This window comes from Ottowia sp., assembly GCF_047975795.1.
Lineage (GTDB): Bacteria > Pseudomonadota > Gammaproteobacteria > Burkholderiales > Burkholderiaceae_C > Ottowia.
The window spans coordinates 43,756-61,225 of the sequence record NZ_JBKEEE010000036.1 but is presented as its reverse complement, the minus strand read 5'-3'; the positions used below and the strand labels follow the sequence as shown (position 1 = coordinate 61,225).

The 17,470-nt window shown below is 59.0% G+C and carries 19 protein-coding genes, 1 other RNA gene and 1 pseudogene; 4 read left to right on the top strand and 17 right to left on the bottom strand.

From position 1 onward, the window contains the following. Positions 1–151 precede the first annotated feature (151 nt). Complete coding sequence (locus ACK5NW_RS05255) at positions 152–499, bottom strand: SWIB/MDM2 domain-containing protein (RefSeq protein ID WP_416925771.1); 348 nt, start codon at positions 497–499, stop codon at positions 152–154. Between the two features lie 75 nt (positions 500–574). Then, entirely contained in the window at positions 575–784 is a 210-nt protein-coding gene (locus ACK5NW_RS05250; RefSeq protein ID WP_416925769.1) for a hypothetical protein, read from the bottom strand. Between the two features lie 146 nt (positions 785–930). On the opposite strand from ACK5NW_RS05250, the gene rraA reads away from it, so the two are divergent. Continuing rightward, entirely contained in the window at positions 931–1,440 is a 510-nt protein-coding gene (rraA, locus tag ACK5NW_RS05245) for a ribonuclease E activity regulator RraA (RefSeq protein WP_416925767.1), read from the top strand. Between the two features lie 55 nt (positions 1,441–1,495). After that, an RNA gene (ffs, locus tag ACK5NW_RS05240) (signal recognition particle sRNA small type) lies at positions 1,496–1,592 on the top strand. Between the two features lie 72 nt (positions 1,593–1,664). Here the strand turns inward: ffs and ACK5NW_RS05235 are convergent. The 9 genes and pseudogenes from ACK5NW_RS05235 to ACK5NW_RS05195 form a co-directional block, all read right to left on the bottom strand. Continuing rightward, a complete protein-coding gene (locus ACK5NW_RS05235) occupies positions 1,665–1,964 on the bottom strand; it encodes a nitrogen fixation protein FixH (RefSeq protein ID WP_416925765.1) in 300 nt (99 codons plus the stop codon). 11 nt (positions 1,965–1,975) lie between these two features. Further along, positions 1,976–3,412, bottom strand: coding sequence for a cytochrome c oxidase accessory protein CcoG (ccoG, locus tag ACK5NW_RS05230; RefSeq protein WP_416925763.1), 1,437 nt, complete (start codon positions 3,410–3,412; stop codon positions 1,976–1,978). Between the two features lie 254 nt (positions 3,413–3,666). Next, complete coding sequence (locus ACK5NW_RS05225) at positions 3,667–4,047, bottom strand: OmpA family protein (RefSeq protein ID WP_416925971.1); 381 nt, start codon at positions 4,045–4,047, stop codon at positions 3,667–3,669. Positions 4,048–4,062: 15 nt separating this feature from the next. After that, positions 4,063–4,950: pseudogene (gene ccoP, locus ACK5NW_RS05220) on the bottom strand (cytochrome-c oxidase, cbb3-type subunit III); the annotation flags it as partial. A 45-nt stretch (positions 4,951–4,995) separates the two neighbouring features. Next, the gene (locus tag ACK5NW_RS05215; RefSeq protein ID WP_416925761.1) at positions 4,996–5,133 is read right to left on the bottom strand and encodes a cbb3-type cytochrome oxidase subunit 3; all 138 of its coding nucleotides are present in this window, start codon (positions 5,131–5,133) and stop codon (positions 4,996–4,998) included. Between the two features lie 17 nt (positions 5,134–5,150). After that, a complete protein-coding gene (ccoO, locus tag ACK5NW_RS05210) occupies positions 5,151–5,768 on the bottom strand; it encodes a cytochrome-c oxidase, cbb3-type subunit II (RefSeq protein WP_416925759.1) in 618 nt (205 codons plus the stop codon). Between the two features lie 21 nt (positions 5,769–5,789). After that, the gene (ccoN, locus tag ACK5NW_RS05205; protein ID WP_416925757.1) at positions 5,790–7,229 is read right to left on the bottom strand and encodes a cytochrome-c oxidase, cbb3-type subunit I; all 1,440 of its coding nucleotides are present in this window, start codon (positions 7,227–7,229) and stop codon (positions 5,790–5,792) included. Between the two features lie 67 nt (positions 7,230–7,296). Then, entirely contained in the window at positions 7,297–7,434 is a 138-nt protein-coding gene (gene ccoS, locus ACK5NW_RS05200; RefSeq protein ID WP_416925755.1) for a cbb3-type cytochrome oxidase assembly protein CcoS, read from the bottom strand. A gap of 7 nt (positions 7,435–7,441) precedes the next feature. Continuing rightward, on the bottom strand, positions 7,442–9,706 hold the full coding sequence (locus tag ACK5NW_RS05195; protein WP_416925753.1) for a heavy metal translocating P-type ATPase: 2,265 nt from the start codon (positions 9,704–9,706) through the stop codon (positions 7,442–7,444). A gap of 223 nt (positions 9,707–9,929) precedes the next feature. Here ACK5NW_RS05195 and ACK5NW_RS05190 point away from each other — a divergent pair, with 223 nt between their 5' ends. Next, positions 9,930–10,373, top strand: a complete 444-nt coding sequence (locus ACK5NW_RS05190) for a universal stress protein (protein WP_416925751.1) — start codon at positions 9,930–9,932, stop codon at positions 10,371–10,373. A 59-nt stretch (positions 10,374–10,432) separates the two neighbouring features. Here ACK5NW_RS05190 and ACK5NW_RS05185 read toward each other — a convergent pair whose 3' ends face one another. The 5 genes from ACK5NW_RS05185 to lgt form a co-directional block, all read right to left on the bottom strand. Further along, positions 10,433–11,053: a LapA family protein gene (locus tag ACK5NW_RS05185; protein ID WP_416925749.1), complete on the bottom strand. Its 621-nt coding sequence runs from the start codon at positions 11,051–11,053 to the stop codon at positions 10,433–10,435. Between the two features lie 129 nt (positions 11,054–11,182). Next, entirely contained in the window at positions 11,183–12,760 is a 1,578-nt protein-coding gene (locus tag ACK5NW_RS05180) for a malonate--CoA ligase (RefSeq protein ID WP_416925747.1), read from the bottom strand. 5 nt (positions 12,761–12,765) lie between these two features. Next, positions 12,766–13,641 carry an enoyl-CoA hydratase/isomerase family protein gene (locus ACK5NW_RS05175; RefSeq protein WP_416925745.1) on the bottom strand — a complete coding sequence of 292 codons (876 nt, stop codon included), beginning with the start codon at positions 13,639–13,641 and terminating at the stop codon, positions 12,766–12,768. Between the two features lie 86 nt (positions 13,642–13,727). After that, the gene (locus ACK5NW_RS05170) at positions 13,728–15,128 is read right to left on the bottom strand and encodes a malonyl-CoA decarboxylase (protein ID WP_416925743.1); all 1,401 of its coding nucleotides are present in this window, start codon (positions 15,126–15,128) and stop codon (positions 13,728–13,730) included. 45 nt (positions 15,129–15,173) lie between these two features. Then, a complete protein-coding gene (gene lgt / locus ACK5NW_RS05165) occupies positions 15,174–15,998 on the bottom strand; it encodes a prolipoprotein diacylglyceryl transferase (protein ID WP_416925741.1) in 825 nt (274 codons plus the stop codon). A gap of 258 nt (positions 15,999–16,256) precedes the next feature. On the opposite strand from lgt, the gene ACK5NW_RS05160 reads away from it, so the two are divergent. Beyond that, a complete protein-coding gene (locus tag ACK5NW_RS05160; protein ID WP_416925739.1) occupies positions 16,257–16,646 on the top strand; it encodes a DUF4870 domain-containing protein in 390 nt (129 codons plus the stop codon). Here ACK5NW_RS05160 and ACK5NW_RS05155 read toward each other — a convergent pair. After that, positions 16,589–17,392 carry an ankyrin repeat domain-containing protein gene (locus ACK5NW_RS05155; protein ID WP_416925737.1) on the bottom strand — a complete coding sequence of 268 codons (804 nt, stop codon included), beginning with the start codon at positions 17,390–17,392 and terminating at the stop codon, positions 16,589–16,591. The genes ACK5NW_RS05160 and ACK5NW_RS05155 overlap by 58 nt on opposite strands. Between the last annotated feature and the right edge of the window lie 78 nt (positions 17,393–17,470).

Here is a 17,470-nt window from a genome sequence, read left to right as displayed (position 1 = left end):
GCTACCGGAGCAGCACGCTGCCCCGGTAGCTTTTGGTTTCTCGCCAAACCCTTTTCAAACCCTTTTGGGGTCAGCCATCTTCTTGGCCGGCGTTGATCCGGGTTTTGCTTTCACCCCCCCTCACCATTGAGGTGGGTAAAAGCGATGCCGATCACGACAAGTGCTGGTTGATCAGCTTGGTCATCTCGAACATCGACACCTGGGCTTTCTTGAAGATTTCCTTCAGTTTGGCATCGGCGTTGATGTTGCGCTTGTTCTTTTCGTCTTGCAGTTTGTTGGCCTTGATGTATTCCCAGATCTTCTTGGTGACCTCGGTGCGCGGCATGGGCTTGGCACCGATCACGGCGGCCAGTGCCGGGCTGGGCGTCATGGCCTTCATGAAGGCTGCGCTGGGGGTACGCTTTTTGGCTGGAGTGGCTTTTTTAGCCGGAGCTGCTTTTTTGGCGGGTGCGGCCTTCTTGGCCGCAGCCTTCGCGGGTGCTTTCTTTGCAGTTGCCATGATTGAAGATCCTCTTTATTGGAAGTTGGTTTTCAGGCCAGCGAAACACGTTTGCCCGACTGGCTGAACGCGATGCTACTGGATAAATAGCACGCCTCCAAGAGAAAAAAGCGCTTTCTCAGAAATCTGCGTTGTTTTTTTTGCCGCTTGATGTTCTGGACGGTCATTGTGCAGGCATGCCAGCGCTGCCCTTAAATTGATAGCATGCCTGGCAGTGACTTCAGGCGTTGCCACATAAAATAGCTGCAACGTGGCGTGGTTATTGGGTTTTACGCTTTCAATCATGATGTTTCACAGAGTTTCCAGCATATGCTTTGAAGCGGTTTTCTTCCTGTACACAAGCAGCTAAGCAGCACAACAACTGGTTATGCTTGCGACTGGGCCACTGTCGCCCCCAGCCGACATGGCTGTGAACTGAACGAGGTTTTTTGATGCACTCCCCTGCCGCCCCCGCCTTCTCCACCTGTGATTTCTGCGACGCCCACGAAGGCGACACCAGTGGTGCTTTTCGCGTCTTGCCGCCTGTATTCCACAACTTTGGCGCGCCGCAGTCTTTCAGCGGCCCAGTCCACACACTGCGGGCGCCGGAAGACAATTCGCGCGTACGCGAAGCCGTGAACAGCCCCGGCCAAGGGCGCGTGCTGGTGGTTGATGGCAGCGGTTCACTGCGTCGCGCGCTGGTAGGCGGCAACCTGGCCGTGGCCGCAGCCAAGAACGGTTGGGCTGGCATCGTGGTGGATGGCTGCGTGCGCGACGTGGCTGAACTGCGTGCCGCCGACATCCCCATTCGCGCGCTGGCCTTGATGCCGCTGCGCACCGAAAAACGCGGCGAAGGCCAGTCGGGTGAACCTGTGCAAATACAGGGTGTGTGGGTACGGCCCGGCGACTGGTTGTACGCCGACGACGATGGCATGGTGGTGACCAACAAGGCGCTGACTTGATCTTCGCAAGCGCGCCAAGTCAAGTTATCCGGATGGGCCTATTACAATAAGCCTTGACGGGCCTTCCCGCATGGTGAAGGAGCCAACCGGGTCAGGTGGGGAACCAAGCAGCCCTAACTTTGTAGTCAGTGCCGGGGTAAAGGCTCGTCACCCTTGTTCACGTTTTTAGCGCAGTATCTATCCAGCGCTTTTGCGGCAGCTGTAAAAACCACCCTATCGCAGGATCAAGGTTTGTTTGCGCCTTTGGTGGCCGAGGTCGACTCCTCTGGCTTCAAGGCTATCCCCCCGGTTGCCGCATGATTGCGCGCCTGCATGGCTGGGGTTAAATCTGTATCCGCATTGCCCTGAGTTGCCGCACGCGGCTCGGCCCGGTCATCCACATACACCGGATCAGGCGTGCGCACTGCCAGATACACCGTCACCATGGAGGCCAGAATCACCACCACGGGCCCGCCAATCACCATCCACAGGTGACCATACTTCCACCAAGGTTGGGTATCTTTCTGTAGCGACGGCGTATTCATGAGCGACTGATTTATCTAGGGAACATGAAGGCGGATTTTTCTCTCACCTCGCCCTCTTCTGAGCGTATCAGGAAATGGATTTCATTGGACCCCGGCTTGCCAGCGTCGTAGGGTGCTTGCAGGCGCACGGGCACCCAGACTGAGTCGGCCGCATCGACCACCACTTTGCCATCCGACGTATCAGTGATCAACTCCAAACCCGGCACGCCCTCTGCCGACAACTGGAAGGTATGCTCTTTTTCCTGTGCGTTCATGATTTGCAGGCGGTAGACGTTTTCAACTTTGCCGCCTTGAACAATGCGCGCCAACGTCGCCCGGTCACGCACGATATCCACTTTGAAAGGGGTGCGCAGAAACAAACTGGCCAGCATGGCCAAGGTGATGATGGCCAAAATACTGGAGTAAATCAGCACCCGCGGGCGCATGATGTGGCGCACGATTTCACGGCTGCCCCAGCCCTCACTCAAGGCGTGCTCTGTCGAATATCGGATCAGCCCGCGTGGGTAGCCCACTTTGTCCATCACTTCGTTGCACACATCAATACAGGCGGCGCAACTGATGCACTCATACTGCAAGCCTTCACGAATATCAATGCCGGTTGGACACACCTGCACGCACAAAGTGCAGTTGACGCAGTCGCCCAACCCCATGGCTTTGGGATCGGCCTTTTTGGAACGCGGGCCACGCGGCTCACCACGCTGGGCGTCGTAGGTGACGATCAGCGTGTCTTTGTCGAACATGGCGCTCTGAAAGCGCGCATAAGGGCACATGTACTTGCACACCTGCTCGCGCATGTACCCGGCGTTGCCATACGTGGCAAAGCCATAAAAGAAGATCCAGAAGGTTTGCCACGGCCCCAGCGTCCAGGTGGCCACATGATGGGCCAACTCACGAATCGGGGTGAAGTACCCAACGAAAGTAAAACCCGTCCACAGCCCAAACGCCACCCAGGCCACTTGCTTGGCCACCTTGCGAGTCAACTTGGCAGGCGACATGGGCGCGGCATCAAGGCGCATGCGCGCTGAGCGATCACCCTCAATCTTGCGCTCCATCCACAAATAGATTTCGGTGTACACCGTTTGCGGGCAAGCATAGCCACACCATTGGCGGCCAGCCACGGCGGTGAATAAAAACAGCAGCAGCGCAGAAATGATCAGTATGGCGCTCAGATAGATCACGTCCTGCGGATACAGCACCAGGCCAAAGATGTAAAAACGCCGCGCCTCCAGGTCAAACAGCAAGGCTTGGCGCTGGCCCCATTGCAACCATGGCGCGCCATAGAAAAAAAGCTGCGTCGCCCAGACGAAAAACCAGCGCCAGCGCGCAAAAACCCCTGTCACGCTGCGCGGGTAAATTTTCTTCTGCGCCTCGTACAGAGACACCATCACGTCTTTTTCGCCTGCGTCTTGCGCTGCAGACGGCTTGGAGGGGTTGTTATCGGTCACCATGGTCTTTATAAGCGTTTGCTTATTATCAGTGCTGAGTCTAATGCAGCACCAACTTTTCTACCAGCGTTGTCCGCAATACCAACGCTCATGCAAGGAAATTCTCTTCGCCCAAACACTCATCCATCTTGGGTGCATGATCTTGTTGAAAATGCAAGGCCCTAAATGACTGTCGGCCGCAATTCGGCCGACAGCGTGGCTTGCCCATCATGCAAGCCTATTATGAAAATGCGGATGGAATAAGCCGTGCGTGTATTTCAGCCCAAAGACACTTCAACCCGGCGCGCTTGTGCGCCAGAGCCGGCATCAATGCCTTCAGGTTTACGCAACTCAATTTGGCTTTCGGGCACACCCAGCGCCTGGAGTTTTTCCCGCACGGCAGCAGCACGCTGCTTGGCCAGCTCTTCATTCTGGGCTGCACTGCCACTGCTGTCGACATAACCGCTGACCAGCACTTTTTTACCCGCTTGCGCACCAGCCAGAATGTCAGCCAACGCTTGATCCGCATCGGCAGCCACATCGGCCTTGCCTGTCGCAAAATAGAACTTAACGGCGCTGCCATCGACAGCTACTGAGGCGGCATCAGATGATCCAACAGCGTCTGAAGTTGCAGCCGAACCAGCAGTCGATGGATCCACCACGCCACCGCCTTTGCCCCAAACATAGGCCGTCAACACCTTCAACTGCTCGGGCGAGAACTTGCTTTCCCAAGCAGGCATCACGCCGGTTTTACCGTTGTTGATCATGTTCACGATATGCGACTCCACCCCAGGGCCATGCGTAAAAATGCCCGTCGTCAGATTGGGCGCGCCCAACGCAGGATTGCCCTTGGCATCCTGGCCGTGGCAAGCCGCACACGCCACAAACTTGGCCTTACCCAGATTGGCGCGAACCGAATCGTTGGGCGAATTGGACAAGCTCAGTACGTAGTTGGCCAGATTGCGCACATCATCGGCTGAGCCAACCGCCGCCGCCATCGGCGTCATGATGCCCGTGCGGCCACTGGTGATCGATGTCTGAATGGCCTCCGGCGTTCCGCCCCAGCTCCATTGCTTGTCCGTCAGGTTAGGAAAGCCCGGCCCTCCGCGCGCATCAGAGCCGTGGCACTGGGCGCAATTGTTCAAGAACAGACGATCCCCAATGGCCATCGCCTGCGTATCTTTGGACAAGTCTTCAACACCTTTATCAGCGAATGCGGCGTAGATCGGGGCGACTTGCGCATTACCTCGCTCAATCTCTTTATTCAACTGCTCAACTTGTGTCCATTTGAGCGAGCCGCCATAAGACCCCAGCCCTGGATATAAATACAAATAAGCAAATCCAAACACACACGTAATAATAAATAAACCCACCCACCAACGAGGCAGTGGATTATTCATTTCACGCAAATCGCCATCCCAAACGTGACCCGTGGTGTTGTCCGAATCGGTCATAGCCTTGGTTTGACCGCTGATCCACAGCAACACCAAGCATCCCACGATGCCCACCAAGGTAATGCCAGCGATGTACACCGACCAGAAGTTACTTGTAAAGTCGCTCATTTTCGTTCCTTACCTGACTACAGAGGTACTGGATTCGACCAATCTTCAATCTTGTTCAAACGGCAGTCGCGCTGCTTCCTCAAAGCGCGACTGGTTTTTTCGGGACCAAGCCCAGATCACAATGCCAACAAAGACGATGAATGCCACCACCGTCACAATGCTGCGCAGCATATTGATGTCCATGACATTCATCTCCTTGTTTATTTGCGGTGGACACCCAGCACCTGCAAATAGGAAATCACCGCGTCGAGCTCCGTCTTGCCTTTGACTTCCTCGGGTGCTTGCGCAATTTCTTCGTCGGTATAAGGTGCCCCCAAGGTGCGCAGGCCACGCATGTGCGCCTGCACGGTGCTGGCATTCGCTGCATTGCGCTCCAGCCAGGGATAGGCTGGCATATTGGATTCAGGCACCACATCGCGTGGATTATTCAGGTGCGCACGATGCCAATCATCGCTATAGCGGCCACCCACGCGCGCCAAATCAGGGCCGGTGCGCTTGCTGCCCCACTGGAACGGACGGTCGTACACAAATTCGCCTGCCACCGAGTAAGGGCCATAGCGCAGCGCCTCGGCACGAAACGGCCGAATCATTTGCGAATGGCAGTTGTAGCAGCCTTCCCGGACATACACGTCGCGCCCCACCACCTGTAAGGCGGTGTAAGGCTTAAGACCTTCCACCGGCTGGGTGGTCGATTTCTGGAAAAACAGCGGCACGATTTCAACCAATCCGCCCACCGCGACCACCAGCAAAATCAGCACAATCATCAGAAAGTTGCTGGTCTCGACCCTGGCGTGCCCTGAAATATGTTCTTGAGCCATGATGATTTTTACCTCCTCACATCAGGCGTGCGCTGCGGCCACACCAGGAATCTGCACCGGCACAACGCGTCCAGCCGTGGCAGTTTTCACCGTGTTCCACAGCATGATGACCATGCCACTGAGATACAGCAAACCACCCAGAAGGCGCAGCACGTAGAACGGATAAGTGGCCTTTACCGATTCAACGAAGGTATAGGTCAAGGTGCCATCGGCGTTAACGGCACGCCACATCAGCCCCTGCATCACCCCAGCAATCCACATCGCAGCGATGTACACCACGATACCGATGGTGGCCACCCAGAAGTGCACCTCAATCGCGCGAGTACTGAACATCTGCTTGCGACCAAACAGGCGCGGGATCAGGTAATACATGGATCCCATGGTGATCAAACCCACCCAGCCCAGCGCACCCGAGTGCACGTGGCCGACCGTCCAGTCGGTGTAGTGCGACAGTGCATTGACCGTCTTGATGGACATCATCGGCCCTTCAAAGGTGGACATGCCGTAGAACGACAGCGACACGATCAAAAAGCGCAGGATGGGATCGTCACGCAGCTTGTGCCAGGCACCCGACAGCGTCATGATGCCGTTGATCATGCCGCCCCAACTGGGAGCCAGCAAAATCAGCGAGAACACCATACCCACCGACTGCGCCCAGTCCGGTAACGCCGTGTAATGCAAATGGTGCGGGCCGGCCCACATGTAAGTGAAGATCAGCGCCCAGAAGTGAACGATGGACAGGCGATAGCTGTACACCGGACGCTCGGCCTGCTTGGGGATGAAGTAATACATCATGCCCAGGAAACCCGCCGTCAAGAAAAAGCCCACCGCGTTATGGCCATACCACCACTGCACCATGGCATCTTGCACACCCGCGTAAGCTGAATAGGACTTCATCGGCCCCACTGGCAATGCTGCACTGTTGACCACATGCAGCAAAGCCACGGCCAAAATGAAACCGCCATAAAACCAGTTGGCCACGTAGATGTGTTTGACCTTGCGTGTGCCCACCGTACCAAAAAATACGATCGCGAAAGACACCCACACCAGCGTGATCAGAACGTCGATAGGCCACTCCAGCTCGGCATATTCCTTGCTGGTGGTGTAACCCAACGGCAGCGAAATAGCCGCCGCCACAATCACCAACTGCCAGCCCCAGAACGTAAACGCCGCCAGCTTGTCGCCGAACAACCGCACCTGGCAGGTGCGCTGCACCACGTAATAAGCCGTTGCAAACAGGGCCGAACCACCAAACGCAAAAATCACCGCGTTGGTGTGCAGTGGCCGCAAGCGGCCATAACTGAGCCACGGAATACCAAAATTAAGTTCAGGCCATGCCAGTTGTGCCGCAATGATGACCCCCACCAGCATACCGACAACGCCCCAGACCACCGTCATGATGGCGAACTGTCTGACGACCTTGTCGTTGTATACCGTGGATTGAGTGTTGGCGAACGTCATTTCCACCTCTTCCTAAAGTAAGCTTTCATAGTATCCAGAAACCCAGTATGGTCATGATTGATGTTTATCAATCATTTCTCAGAATGCGCTCCCCTTCGCGGTCCAAATCGTCAAATTGGCCACGGTCAATCGCCCACCACAGCGCACCCAGAATGATGAACACCAGCACCACTGACAAGGGGATGAGCAAATAAAGAATATCCATCGCCAATCTAAGTGCTAAGCGTATCGTCTTTCGACAGCCGCAGTGCGTTGAGCACCACCACCAAAGAGCTGCCTGCCATGCCCAAGCCAGCGGCCCACGCAGGCATCCATCCCATCACAGCCAATGGGACGCCTACGGCGTTATAGATGCCTGCCCAAAGTAAATTTTGGCGCACCACTTGCATGGTTTTACCTGCTTTTCGGTAAGTGGTAACTATAGCGCTCAAATTCTCGCTCAAGACCACCACATCCGCCTGTGCCTGCGTCAAAGGCACCGCGCGCCCAAAGGCAAAGGACACGTTGGCTCCTGCCAACACGGGGCCATCGTTCAGCCCATCGCCCACCATGGCCACTTGCCCACCCGCACGTTGCACGTCATGAATGACAGACAGCTTATCGCTGGGCGAGCACCCCCCCAGCGCCTGCTTGACCCCCAATTGCTGCCCAACACGGGCCACCGCCTCAGGCCCGTCACCGGACAAAAGACGAACATGCACCTTCGCTCGCTCAAAGGCATTGATCGTCGCACGCGCATCGCCTCTGACTTCTTCATGCAGGTAAAAGCTGGCCAGCCAACCCCGCGCATCACTCAAATGCGTGCCCAGCCCGTCTTGCACAGGCACCGTTACGCCGCAGAATGCGGCTGACCCCAAGCGCAACGCCAGCTGCTTACCCGCCACGTCAATGACTTGCGCAGCCACGCCTTGCCCGGCCACTTCCTCTGCATGCTGCACGGCCATCTGCTCGACAGGCAGCCCTTGTTCTGCCGCAGCATGCACCACAGCGCGCGATACCGGGTGCAAACTCGCGCCCGCCACGGCAGCCGCCAAACCCAGTACATCGTCGCGCGTCATGTCTTCGCGCCACACCACCTGCTTGAGCACAAATGCATCGCGCGTCAGCGTGCCGGTTTTGTCAAAAATCACTTCATCCACGCTGGCCAAGGTTTCCAGCGCCTGTAAACGGCGCACTAACACTCCTTGTCTTGCCAAAGTGCCCGCGCTGGCGAGCATGGCTGCTGGCGTGGCCAGAGAAAGTGCGCATGGACATGTGACCACCAAAATCGCCACCGCGATCATCAGCGCACGCTCGGGATCAGTGTGCCACCACCAGGCACACGCCAGCCCCGCAGCCAGCAGCACCAGAAGCAAAAACGGCTTGGCCAGTCGGTCTGCCAGTTGCGCCATCTGCGGGCGACTGGTCGCAGCTTGTGCCATCAGCGCCACAATCTGCGCATAACGGGTTTGGCTGCCCACCTGGTTGACCTGTACTTCCACCGTCGACGTCAGGTTATGACTGCCTGCAATGACCTGCGCGCCCACACCCCGAGCCAAAGGCGTTGACTCACCGGTCAGCAATGCCTCATCCACCGAGGTGCCCCCTGACACCAGCGTCCCGTCCGCAGGGAACGACTCACCCGGGCGCACACGCACCACGTCGCCCACACGCACACGGCGCGCCGCCACACGTTCCCAGCGCCCATCAGACGTGCGCCGCTCAACGCTGTCGGGCAGGCGGTGCATCAAGGCTTCCAGCGCACCGGCGGTGCGATCACGCAAACGCAGCTCCAGCCAACGGCCTGCCAGCAGGAAGAAAACGAACATGGTCAGCGAGTCAAAGTACACCTCATGCCCAAATACCCCTTCCGGCTCAAAGGTACCCAGCGAGCTGACCACAAAGGCAATCGCCATCCCCAGCGCCACCGGCAAATCCATGCTGACGCGGCGCAAGCGCAAGTCCCGCAAGGCGTTGCCAAAAAAGGGCTGGCACGAAAACAAAATCACCGGAACCGACAGCACCCACTGCGCCCAACGCAGCAGATGGATGATGTTGTCTTCAATCTCGCCAGGCGCGGTGAAATACGACGGCGTGGCGTACATCATCACCTGCATCATGCACAGACCGGCCACACCCAGACGCCAGGCCATCTTGCGCGTTTCGGCCTGCCGCTGGCTGCTGGCCAGTGCATTGTTGGCGGGCAATGGCGCATAGCCCACGCCCTGCGCCGCCTGCATCCAGCCGGACGGCTTGACCACCGCCTCGTCCCACACCACGCGCCCCCGATGGCTGGCAGCGTTGACATCGGCCTCCAGCACGCCGGGCGTGGTGCGCAAGGCTTCTTCGATGGTCACCGCGCACGCCGCGCAGTGCATGCCGCCAAATACCACCGTGGATTCCCAGCGCTGCGCCTGATCCGTCGGTGCGCCATCCAACGGTCTGCTGAATTCCATCCACTCGTCGCGTTCATCCAGCAGCGCAAAACTCGGCACCATGGCAGCCCCTGTGGCTCCATGCACCGGCATCGCCTTCGCTGCGGAAGGAGGCGTTGCAGCGAGAATGCCAGACGTTTGCATATACGGTGACTGTAGCGGTTTTGGCTGAACTGGAATTGACAGGTGTCAAGCCATAAATCGACCTTGGCGTTACCCTAACAAGGTATCCGGCAGCTTGCGCCGCCTTGCGGATACTGATCAGTGTTTTGAGGAGAACCCCCATATGTACCAACGTATTCTTGTCGCCACCGATGGCTCCAAACTGTCCAACAAGGCCGTCAACAACGCCATCGCGCTGGCCGCCAGCTTAGGCGCAGAGCTGATTGCGCTGAAAGTGGTGCCCCGCTATCCCCAAAGCTATCTGGAAGGGGCCGAAACCTTGAGCGCTGACGAAGCCGCCCGCGTCGAAGACCGCTGGGCCGCGTTGGGACACGAGGTGGTGGATGCCGTGAAAACCGCAGGCGAAGCCAAGGGCGTCAAAGTCAAGGCCATCATCGCCAAATCAGATGTGGTGTCTGAAGCACTGATTGCTGCGGCCAAAAAACACAAAGCGGACTTGATCGTCATGGCCTCGCACGGCCGCAAAGGCGTCAAGCGCCTGCTGCTGGGCAGCGAAACCCAGCAGGTGCTCACGCATTCTGAAATTCCGGTGCTGGTGCTGCGCTAAAACCTTTAGCCTGCGCCGCGTTATTGAGGCGTACCGATCAACCGGCAGCCCCTCTGACTTCAGCGCGGTACCGCGTTGCCGATCGGATCCTGGCCGTCATCGTCGGTAGGGGCCACATCGGGCGGCAGACTAACGTGGCGCACTGACGTCAGCGCTGGCGGCACATAGCTGGCCAAGCCTTCGCGCAAGCCCATTTCCAGACGATCCACGCGGGAATGCAGATCCCGGTTGTGGCTTTCCACGGCCTGCACCAGGCGTGCCACGTCGGCATCCACCGGCCGGTCGCGCAAGCCCATCTCGGCGCGATCCACGCGCGCCAGGGTCTCGCGCGAACTGCTGTTGACCGACTCGTTCAGCTTGGCCACTTCCTGATCCAGATGCGCACGCAGCTCGGTAAAGCGCGACGCCTCGGCCTTGTCGGCCAGCTCGCGCTGTGCCGTCAGCTCTTTGGCGTGGCGGCGGGTTTCGGCCAGCACCACGCCTTGCTGGTAGGCCACCAAGCCGACAAACAGCACCGACAGAAAAGCCATCATGCCCACCAAAATCAGCCCCAGGGGTGCCTGCACCTCAGTAAACACCAGCGACAAAGTGGTCAGGCGCGTCATCTCGGCCCAGTTGACGCCCACGAAGGCCGCGATGGCTCCGCCCACCAACAGCAAAAGAATGGCTCTCAAGGACACGTGGTGACCTCCTTTCTAATTCAAGCAAAAAACCGTCGCTGCATGATGCAACTGGTCATGGGCCAAGTTTAGCCGCCCCGTGCGAATTGCGGTACCGGTTTGCAATTTCCTCGCATGTTGTCTTGCGTATCAGGACGAGGCAAACAGGTCTTGGTACTTTTGACGCAGCAGATTTTTCTGCACCTTGCCCATGGTATTGCGCGGCAATTCGGCGGCCAAAAAGCAGCGCTTAGGAATTTTGAAGTTGGCCAGTTGGGCCTTCAGCGCTGCCAGCAGCGCCTCGGCATCCAGCACCACACCGGGTTTGGCGATCACCACGGCCACACCGACCTCCCCAAAATCAGGGTGTGGCACGCCCACGATGGCGCTTTCAGCCACGCCGGGCATGTCGTTCAAAGTGCCTTCAATCTCAGCCGGATAGACGTTGTAGCCACCACTGATGATCAAGTCTTTGCTGCGCCCGACGATGGTCACGTAACCGCTGGCATCTTGCTGGCCCACGTCGCCGGTCTTGAAAAAGCCGTCGGCGGTGAACTCTTCGGCCGTCTTTTCCGGCATTTGCCAATAGCCTGCGAACACGTTCGGCCCTTTGACCTGAATGCCGCCAATCTCGCCTGCACCCAGCGTTTGCCCGTCCTCGCCTTGCACTCGCAGGCCCACGCCCGGCAACGGAAAGCCCACCGTGCCACCGCGCCGCTTGGCCTGCCCCGCATAACGCGCGTCAGCCTGATACGGATTGCTGGTCAGCATGATGGTCTCGCTCATGCCGTAACGCTCCAAAATGGTATGGCCAGTGCGTGTTTGCCAGTCGTTAAAGGTCTCGATCAGCAGCGGAGCCGAGCCGCTGATGAACAGCCGCATGTGCGCTGCTTGCGCCCGCGTAAGCGCCGCCTCGCCCAGCATGCGCACATACAGCGTGGGCACCCCCATGAACACCGTGGCACGTGGCATGTCGGCAATCACCGCCTTCGGATCAAACTTGCCATGCCACAGCATCTTGCTGCCATTGAGCAGCGCGCCGTGAATGGCCACGAACAAGCCATGCACGTGAAAAATGGGCAGCGCGTGGATCAGCACGTCACCACCTTGCTGTGGCGTTCTCCAGCCCCAATAGTCTTTCAGCATCACCGCGTTCGACAGCAGGTTGCCGTGCGACAGCATCGCCCCTTTGCTGCGCCCCGTGGTGCCGCTGGTGTACAAAATGGCGGCCAACGCATCCGGCTGGCGCTGTGCAGGTGTTTGCTGATCGCTGCAATGCGCAGCGCGCTCCAGCAAGCTGCCGGTGCGGTCATCGTTCAGCGTGAACACGTGGCACGTGCCCGCCTTGAAAGCCAGTTGGCTCACCCACGGAAAATGTTGGCCCGTGCACACCACCACCGCAGGTTGGGCGTTGCCGATGAAGTATTCGATCTCCGCACTCTGGTACGCCGTATTCAGCGGCAAAAACACGAAGCCTGCCCGCAGCGCACCTAGGTACAGCAGCATGGCCTCGACCGATTTATCAACCTGCACCGCCACCCGCGGCGGCATACCGTCCGGGTCTTTGGCAATGTCCAGCGACGCCAGCAGGTTGGCGATCATGGCGCTGGCGCGGTCCAGGTCGCGCCAGCTATAAACCAGGCCGTGATCGGTCTCGACGGCCACGCTGTCCAGATCAGACGGGAACGCCGCCCGCAGTGCGGCAAACAGGTTGTGGTTGGTAGGCATGCTGGTCATCCCTTGAAGGTGGACGAAAAGTCAGGGGGGCGCTTTCCCAAAAATGCCTGGACACCTTCGCGGTGTTCAACACTGCTGGCATAGTCGTAAGCCGATTCAACTACTGATTCAATAGCACTGTTCGCTTGATTTAACTGCATTGAAGCATGATTTTGCTCTGAAAATTTAGCGGCCTCATCATCCCGGCAGCCATCCAGCATCTGGCGCAGCATGCGCTTGGTCATGCGTGCGGCCTGGGGTGCCAGTTGGGCCATGCGGTCGGTGCGTGCGCTGATGTCGGCCAGCAATTCGGCGCGCGGCACCACGCGCGACAAAAAGCCCCGCGCCTTCATCTCATCGGCGTTCAACACGGCCGCTTGCAGCAGCATCTCGCGCACCGTCGCTTCGCCTGCCGTGCGCAGCAGCAATTGCAACTCACGCGGAGCCATGGGAAAACCCAGCCGCGCGATGGGCGCGCCAAACTGGGTGTGCTCAGCGGCCACGCGGATGTCGCAGCAACTGACAATCTCCAGCCCACCACCCATGCAATGGCCGTCGATAGCGGCGATCAACGGCACCTCGCACGCCAGCATGGCCGACAGGCCGCCCCACACGTCTTGCTCATGAAAGTCGCGCAGACTGTCTGGCTCAAACCGGAACGACGGGTATTCGCTGATGTCGCCGCCGGCGCAAAAGCTGTCGCCCTCGCCCGTGACCACCACGCAACGCAAGCGGCTGTTGTGCGCCACGGCGTCAAACACCTGGCGCAGCTCGCGCCACATGGCGCGCGTCATGACGTTGAGCTTGCCGGGGTTGCTCAAAGTCACGCGGGCCACCGTCCCGCCTGGGCCGTCGCTGGGGTTGAAGCGGATGTGTCCTTGCGAATCGGCCATGGTCGGTGGTTGTAGAACGGGTAACAAGGTGCAGGTAAAAAAGGGCCACCGAAAAGGGCTGCAACCAGCCCTCGACAGCGCGGACGCTAATCTTGCAGGCTTTGGACTGCACCCGAAACCGGGATTTCCCCGCTGGCCAGCAACGTGCGGTGTTTGTCGAGTTTGCCCAGGTCGTACAGGTAGTTGACCATCAGCCCATACGACTGCTTCAGCCCCTTGGCCGAAGGATCGCCCAGCCAGTTGATGCGCTCCACGCGCGCGCCGTTGCCCAAGTGAAAGCGTGCCACCGCATCCAGCGGCCGCCCGCGCCGGTCAGTGGCATGCCCCAGATAGCGCGCACCTGCGCGCAGCAGCCAGGCGCGCAGGGCTGATTTTTCAGGCAATGCCCTCAGCGCATCAGCATCGTCCAGGCGTGTCAATATCTGCTCGACACTCAAAGGCTCGCTGTCCAGTTCGCGCTCCAGCACGCGGCGTTGTTTGTCGGGCATGGACACAATCAGATCTTCGGCCTGCCCTTTGAGCCAGTGACGCAAACCGGGTATGGGCGAGAGCGTGGCAAAGGTTTTAAGTTGCGGAAATTCACGCTTAAGCTCGGCCACCACCCGCTTGATGAGCGAATCGCCAAAGCTCACGCCCTTCAGCCCTTTTTGCGTGTTGCTGATGGAGTAAAAAATAGCCGTGCTGGCTTTGGGCAGATCCGCCGCATCACCTTGCTCGTCCAGCAGCGGTGGGATGGCGGCGGCCAGCTCGCGCAACAGGGCTACTTCGACAAAAATCAGCGGCTCGCCGGGCAGGCGGGGGTGAAAAAAACCGTAGCAGCGACGGTCATCGTCGAGCCGATTTTTCACGTCGGCCCAACTGGTGATGTCGTGTACTGCCTCGTACTCGATCAACTTTTCGACCAGCCGCGCAGGCGAATCCCAATTGATGCGCCGCAAATCCAGAAAGCCCACGTCCAGCCAGGTCGAGAACAACTGCTCCAACTCAGCATCCAGCGCGGCCAGGCGCGGGTCATTTTTCAGCTCAGGCAGAATTTCGGCACGCAAATTCACCAAAAACGCCATGCCCTCGGGGTACGCCGCAAAGCGTTGCAGCAAGCGCGTGCGCGGCGTGACGATGGCGCGGCGCAAGGCCACTTCAGCGCGCGCTTCTTCGGGCGTGCGCAGCGCGGCTTCGTAGTCGGCACGGGCTTGCTCCAGCGCACTCACGTCGGGGGCGAACTGCTCGCTCATCAGCAGCCAGGTATTGCGGCGCGATTCAGCGCTGGCCTGGGCATACCAGGCAGCCACGCCAGCGGCCAGACGGCCACCTTCCACATCGCTCAAATGTGGGTCATTGATGGCCTTCAACTCGTCCAGCGTGCGGCGCAGCTCGCGTCCATGCCAAGCTTCCTGCACGCGCGAGAGCATGTCACCCAAACGCTCGCTCATGGTGCGCAGGCTCAGGCTTTCGGTGCTGGTTTCAGGTTTTTTTGCTACATCATTCATAGCCAAATCTCCTTATCCGTACCGCGCAAGATAACAAAATACGGCTCAACCCGTGGGCGATGCAGCCGCGTTGCGACGGCTCGCCCATCCCCACATCGCCACACCCGCCAGCACCATCGGCACACACAACCATTGCCCGCGCGACAAGCCCAGCGCTTGCAGGCCCAAAAAGGCATCCGGCTCACGGAAATATTCAGCCACAAAGCGGAGTACGCCGTAGCCCACCAAAAAAGCCCCGCTCACCTGCCCCGTCTGGCGCGGCTGGCGTGCGTACAGCCACAGCAACACGAACAGCAACACCCCTTCCAACAAAAACTGGTACACCTGCGACGGGTGTCGCGGCAGCGGCCCGCCGTGCGGAAACACCATCGCCCAGGGCAAGCTGGCATCGGCCACACGGCCCCACAACTCGCCGTTGATGAAGTTGCCCACCCGACCCGAAGCCAAGCCCAGCGGCACGCAAGGCGCAACCAAATCCGTCACCTGCAACCACGGGCGGCCACGCTTGTGCGCCCACAGCGCCATCGCCACAATCACGCCCAGCATGCCGCCATGAAAACTCATGCCGCCCTGCCAGATGGCGAAAACCTCCAGCGGATGAGACAGGTAATACACGGGCTTGTAAAACAGCACATAGCCCAGTCGTCCGCCCGCAATCACGCCCAGCACGCCCCAGAACAACAAGTCCTCAATGTCTTGCCGCGTCCACGGCGCGGGCTGCTGGATACTGGCAAACGGCCGGTGGCGCAGGCGTCGCGTGGCCAAAAAGAAAAACAGCGCAAAGGCCACCAGGTAAGTCAGCCCATACCAGTGCACGGCCAGCGGCCCCAGGCGAATCGCCACCGGATCAATCTGCGGATAAGTCAGCATGGGGCCGATTGTGCACGGGACGGCCAGGTTGCCCGCTGGACTGTGGCAGCCACCCGGCCGACGGCGAGCACCAGTAAACTACTGCCCGTGTGCTGGCCTCCATTCAGCAGACAAGCCTTCTTTGAGCCACTGAAAACACTCGACCACCCGGAACTTATAAACATGAACGACATGGATACCCCGTCCCAACCGCCCGCCACGCAGCCGTCCAGCCCATCGGCCGACAAGGCATCATCCGTTCAAGAGCACCAATGGGGTATGTTTGCGCACTTGTCCGCCCTGGCCGGATTCATCATTCCCTTCGGCAACCTGCTCGGGCCGCTGATCGTGTGGCAACTCAAGAAAAATGAGATGCCGTTTGTGGACGATCAGGGCAAAGAAGCACTGAACTTCCAGATCACCGTCACCCTTGCCCTGCTGGTCAGCCTGCTGCTTATCTTCGTGCTTATCGGCTTTGTGCTGTTGCCCATCGTGGGCCTTGTCGCATTGGTGCTGGCCATCACTCCCTTGGCGAGGCACCTTGCGCGCAAAACAGTCCGTGCCGCCAGCGGACTTTTCGGTGCCATACACGCGCACCGACAGCGCATGGGCTACCTGCGCGCCAAAGAAGGGAAAAAGTACACCAGCGCCGTGATGGTCACCACGTAAAAAAGCACTGCGACCAAGGACACCAGCAGCGTCAAACCGTATTTCTGCGGGGTGCTTTTGGCGGAAAGAAATATCTTGACGTTCAGACCCATGGCCGCGCCGCCGCACAACCCGCCCAGCGCGCCTCCCACCGTGAACAAAAGCAGGGGCCAGCCCGCCCACACGTATTCAAACCACCGCAGCTTCTGCGCTGGTTTGTCTGAAAGAGGGTCATCAACCACGGCCCGTTCTGCGGCCTGCCCTGTGTCTGTGGCTGGTACTGCTTGGCTGCCGCGCCCGCCATGGTTTTTAAGCAAAGCGGCCAATTCGTCGTCTTGCCGCACCATGGCGATGCCCAGCGCGGTCAGCCCCTCGTGGTTGCGGGCGTTGATGTCAGCGCCCTGTATCAGCAACCGCTCCACCACATGGATGCCCTCAGCGCTCTCGGCGGCCAGGTGCAGCGGGGTGTTGCCCCGCACGTCTCGGGCTTCGATGACTGCGCCATGCGCCATCAGAATATCCACCATCTCCGGGTACGCCGCCAGATGCAAGGGCGAGATGCCTTCGTCGTTGCGCGCATCCACATGCGCCCCCTTGTCGATCAACAGCGCAGCCATGTCGAAGTGGTGCTCACCCACCACGCCATGCAAGGGGGTAAAGCCGTATTCATCGGTTTGATTGACCAGCGCTGCATCTTGCGCCAGCAATTGCTGCACACGCGCGAAATCACCTAAAACCGCTGCGCCGTACAGCTTGTCTGCATTCATAAGATACAGGTCTTTTTGCGGCACCTGCTCGGGTGCAGAATCGTTTTATTTTACTATTATTTATATAGCTGATAATTA

Coding starts and splice junctions, on each gene's coding strand:
- ACK5NW_RS05255 (WP_416925771.1), bottom strand. CDS start 499: ATGGCAACTGCAAAGAAAGCACCCGCGAAGGCTGCGGCCAAGAAGGCC.
- ACK5NW_RS05250 (WP_416925769.1), bottom strand. CDS start 784: ATGATTGAAAGCGTAAAACCCAATAACCACGCCACGTTGCAGCTATTT.
- rraA (WP_416925767.1), top strand. CDS start 931: ATGCACTCCCCTGCCGCCCCCGCCTTCTCCACCTGTGATTTCTGCGAC.
- ACK5NW_RS05235 (WP_416925765.1), bottom strand. CDS start 1,964: ATGAATACGCCGTCGCTACAGAAAGATACCCAACCTTGGTGGAAGTAT.
- ccoG (WP_416925763.1), bottom strand. CDS start 3,412: ATGGTGACCGATAACAACCCCTCCAAGCCGTCTGCAGCGCAAGACGCA.
- ACK5NW_RS05215 (WP_416925761.1), bottom strand. CDS start 5,133: ATGGACATCAATATGCTGCGCAGCATTGTGACGGTGGTGGCATTCATC.
- ccoO (WP_416925759.1), bottom strand. CDS start 5,768: ATGGCTCAAGAACATATTTCAGGGCACGCCAGGGTCGAGACCAGCAAC.
- ccoN (WP_416925757.1), bottom strand. CDS start 7,229: ATGACGTTCGCCAACACTCAATCCACGGTATACAACGACAAGGTCGTC.
- ccoS (WP_416925755.1), bottom strand. CDS start 7,434: ATGGATATTCTTTATTTGCTCATCCCCTTGTCAGTGGTGCTGGTGTTC.
- ACK5NW_RS05195 (WP_416925753.1), bottom strand. CDS start 9,706: ATGGTGCCGAGTTTTGCGCTGCTGGATGAACGCGACGAGTGGATGGAA.
- ACK5NW_RS05190 (WP_416925751.1), top strand. CDS start 9,930: ATGTACCAACGTATTCTTGTCGCCACCGATGGCTCCAAACTGTCCAAC.
- ACK5NW_RS05180 (WP_416925747.1), bottom strand. CDS start 12,760: ATGCCTACCAACCACAACCTGTTTGCCGCACTGCGGGCGGCGTTCCCG.
- ACK5NW_RS05175 (WP_416925745.1), bottom strand. CDS start 13,641: ATGGCCGATTCGCAAGGACACATCCGCTTCAACCCCAGCGACGGCCCA.
- ACK5NW_RS05170 (WP_416925743.1), bottom strand. CDS start 15,128: ATGAATGATGTAGCAAAAAAACCTGAAACCAGCACCGAAAGCCTGAGC.
- lgt (WP_416925741.1), bottom strand. CDS start 15,998: ATGCTGACTTATCCGCAGATTGATCCGGTGGCGATTCGCCTGGGGCCG.
- ACK5NW_RS05160 (WP_416925739.1), top strand. CDS start 16,257: ATGTTTGCGCACTTGTCCGCCCTGGCCGGATTCATCATTCCCTTCGGC.
- ACK5NW_RS05155 (WP_416925737.1), bottom strand. CDS start 17,392: ATGAATGCAGACAAGCTGTACGGCGCAGCGGTTTTAGGTGATTTCGCG.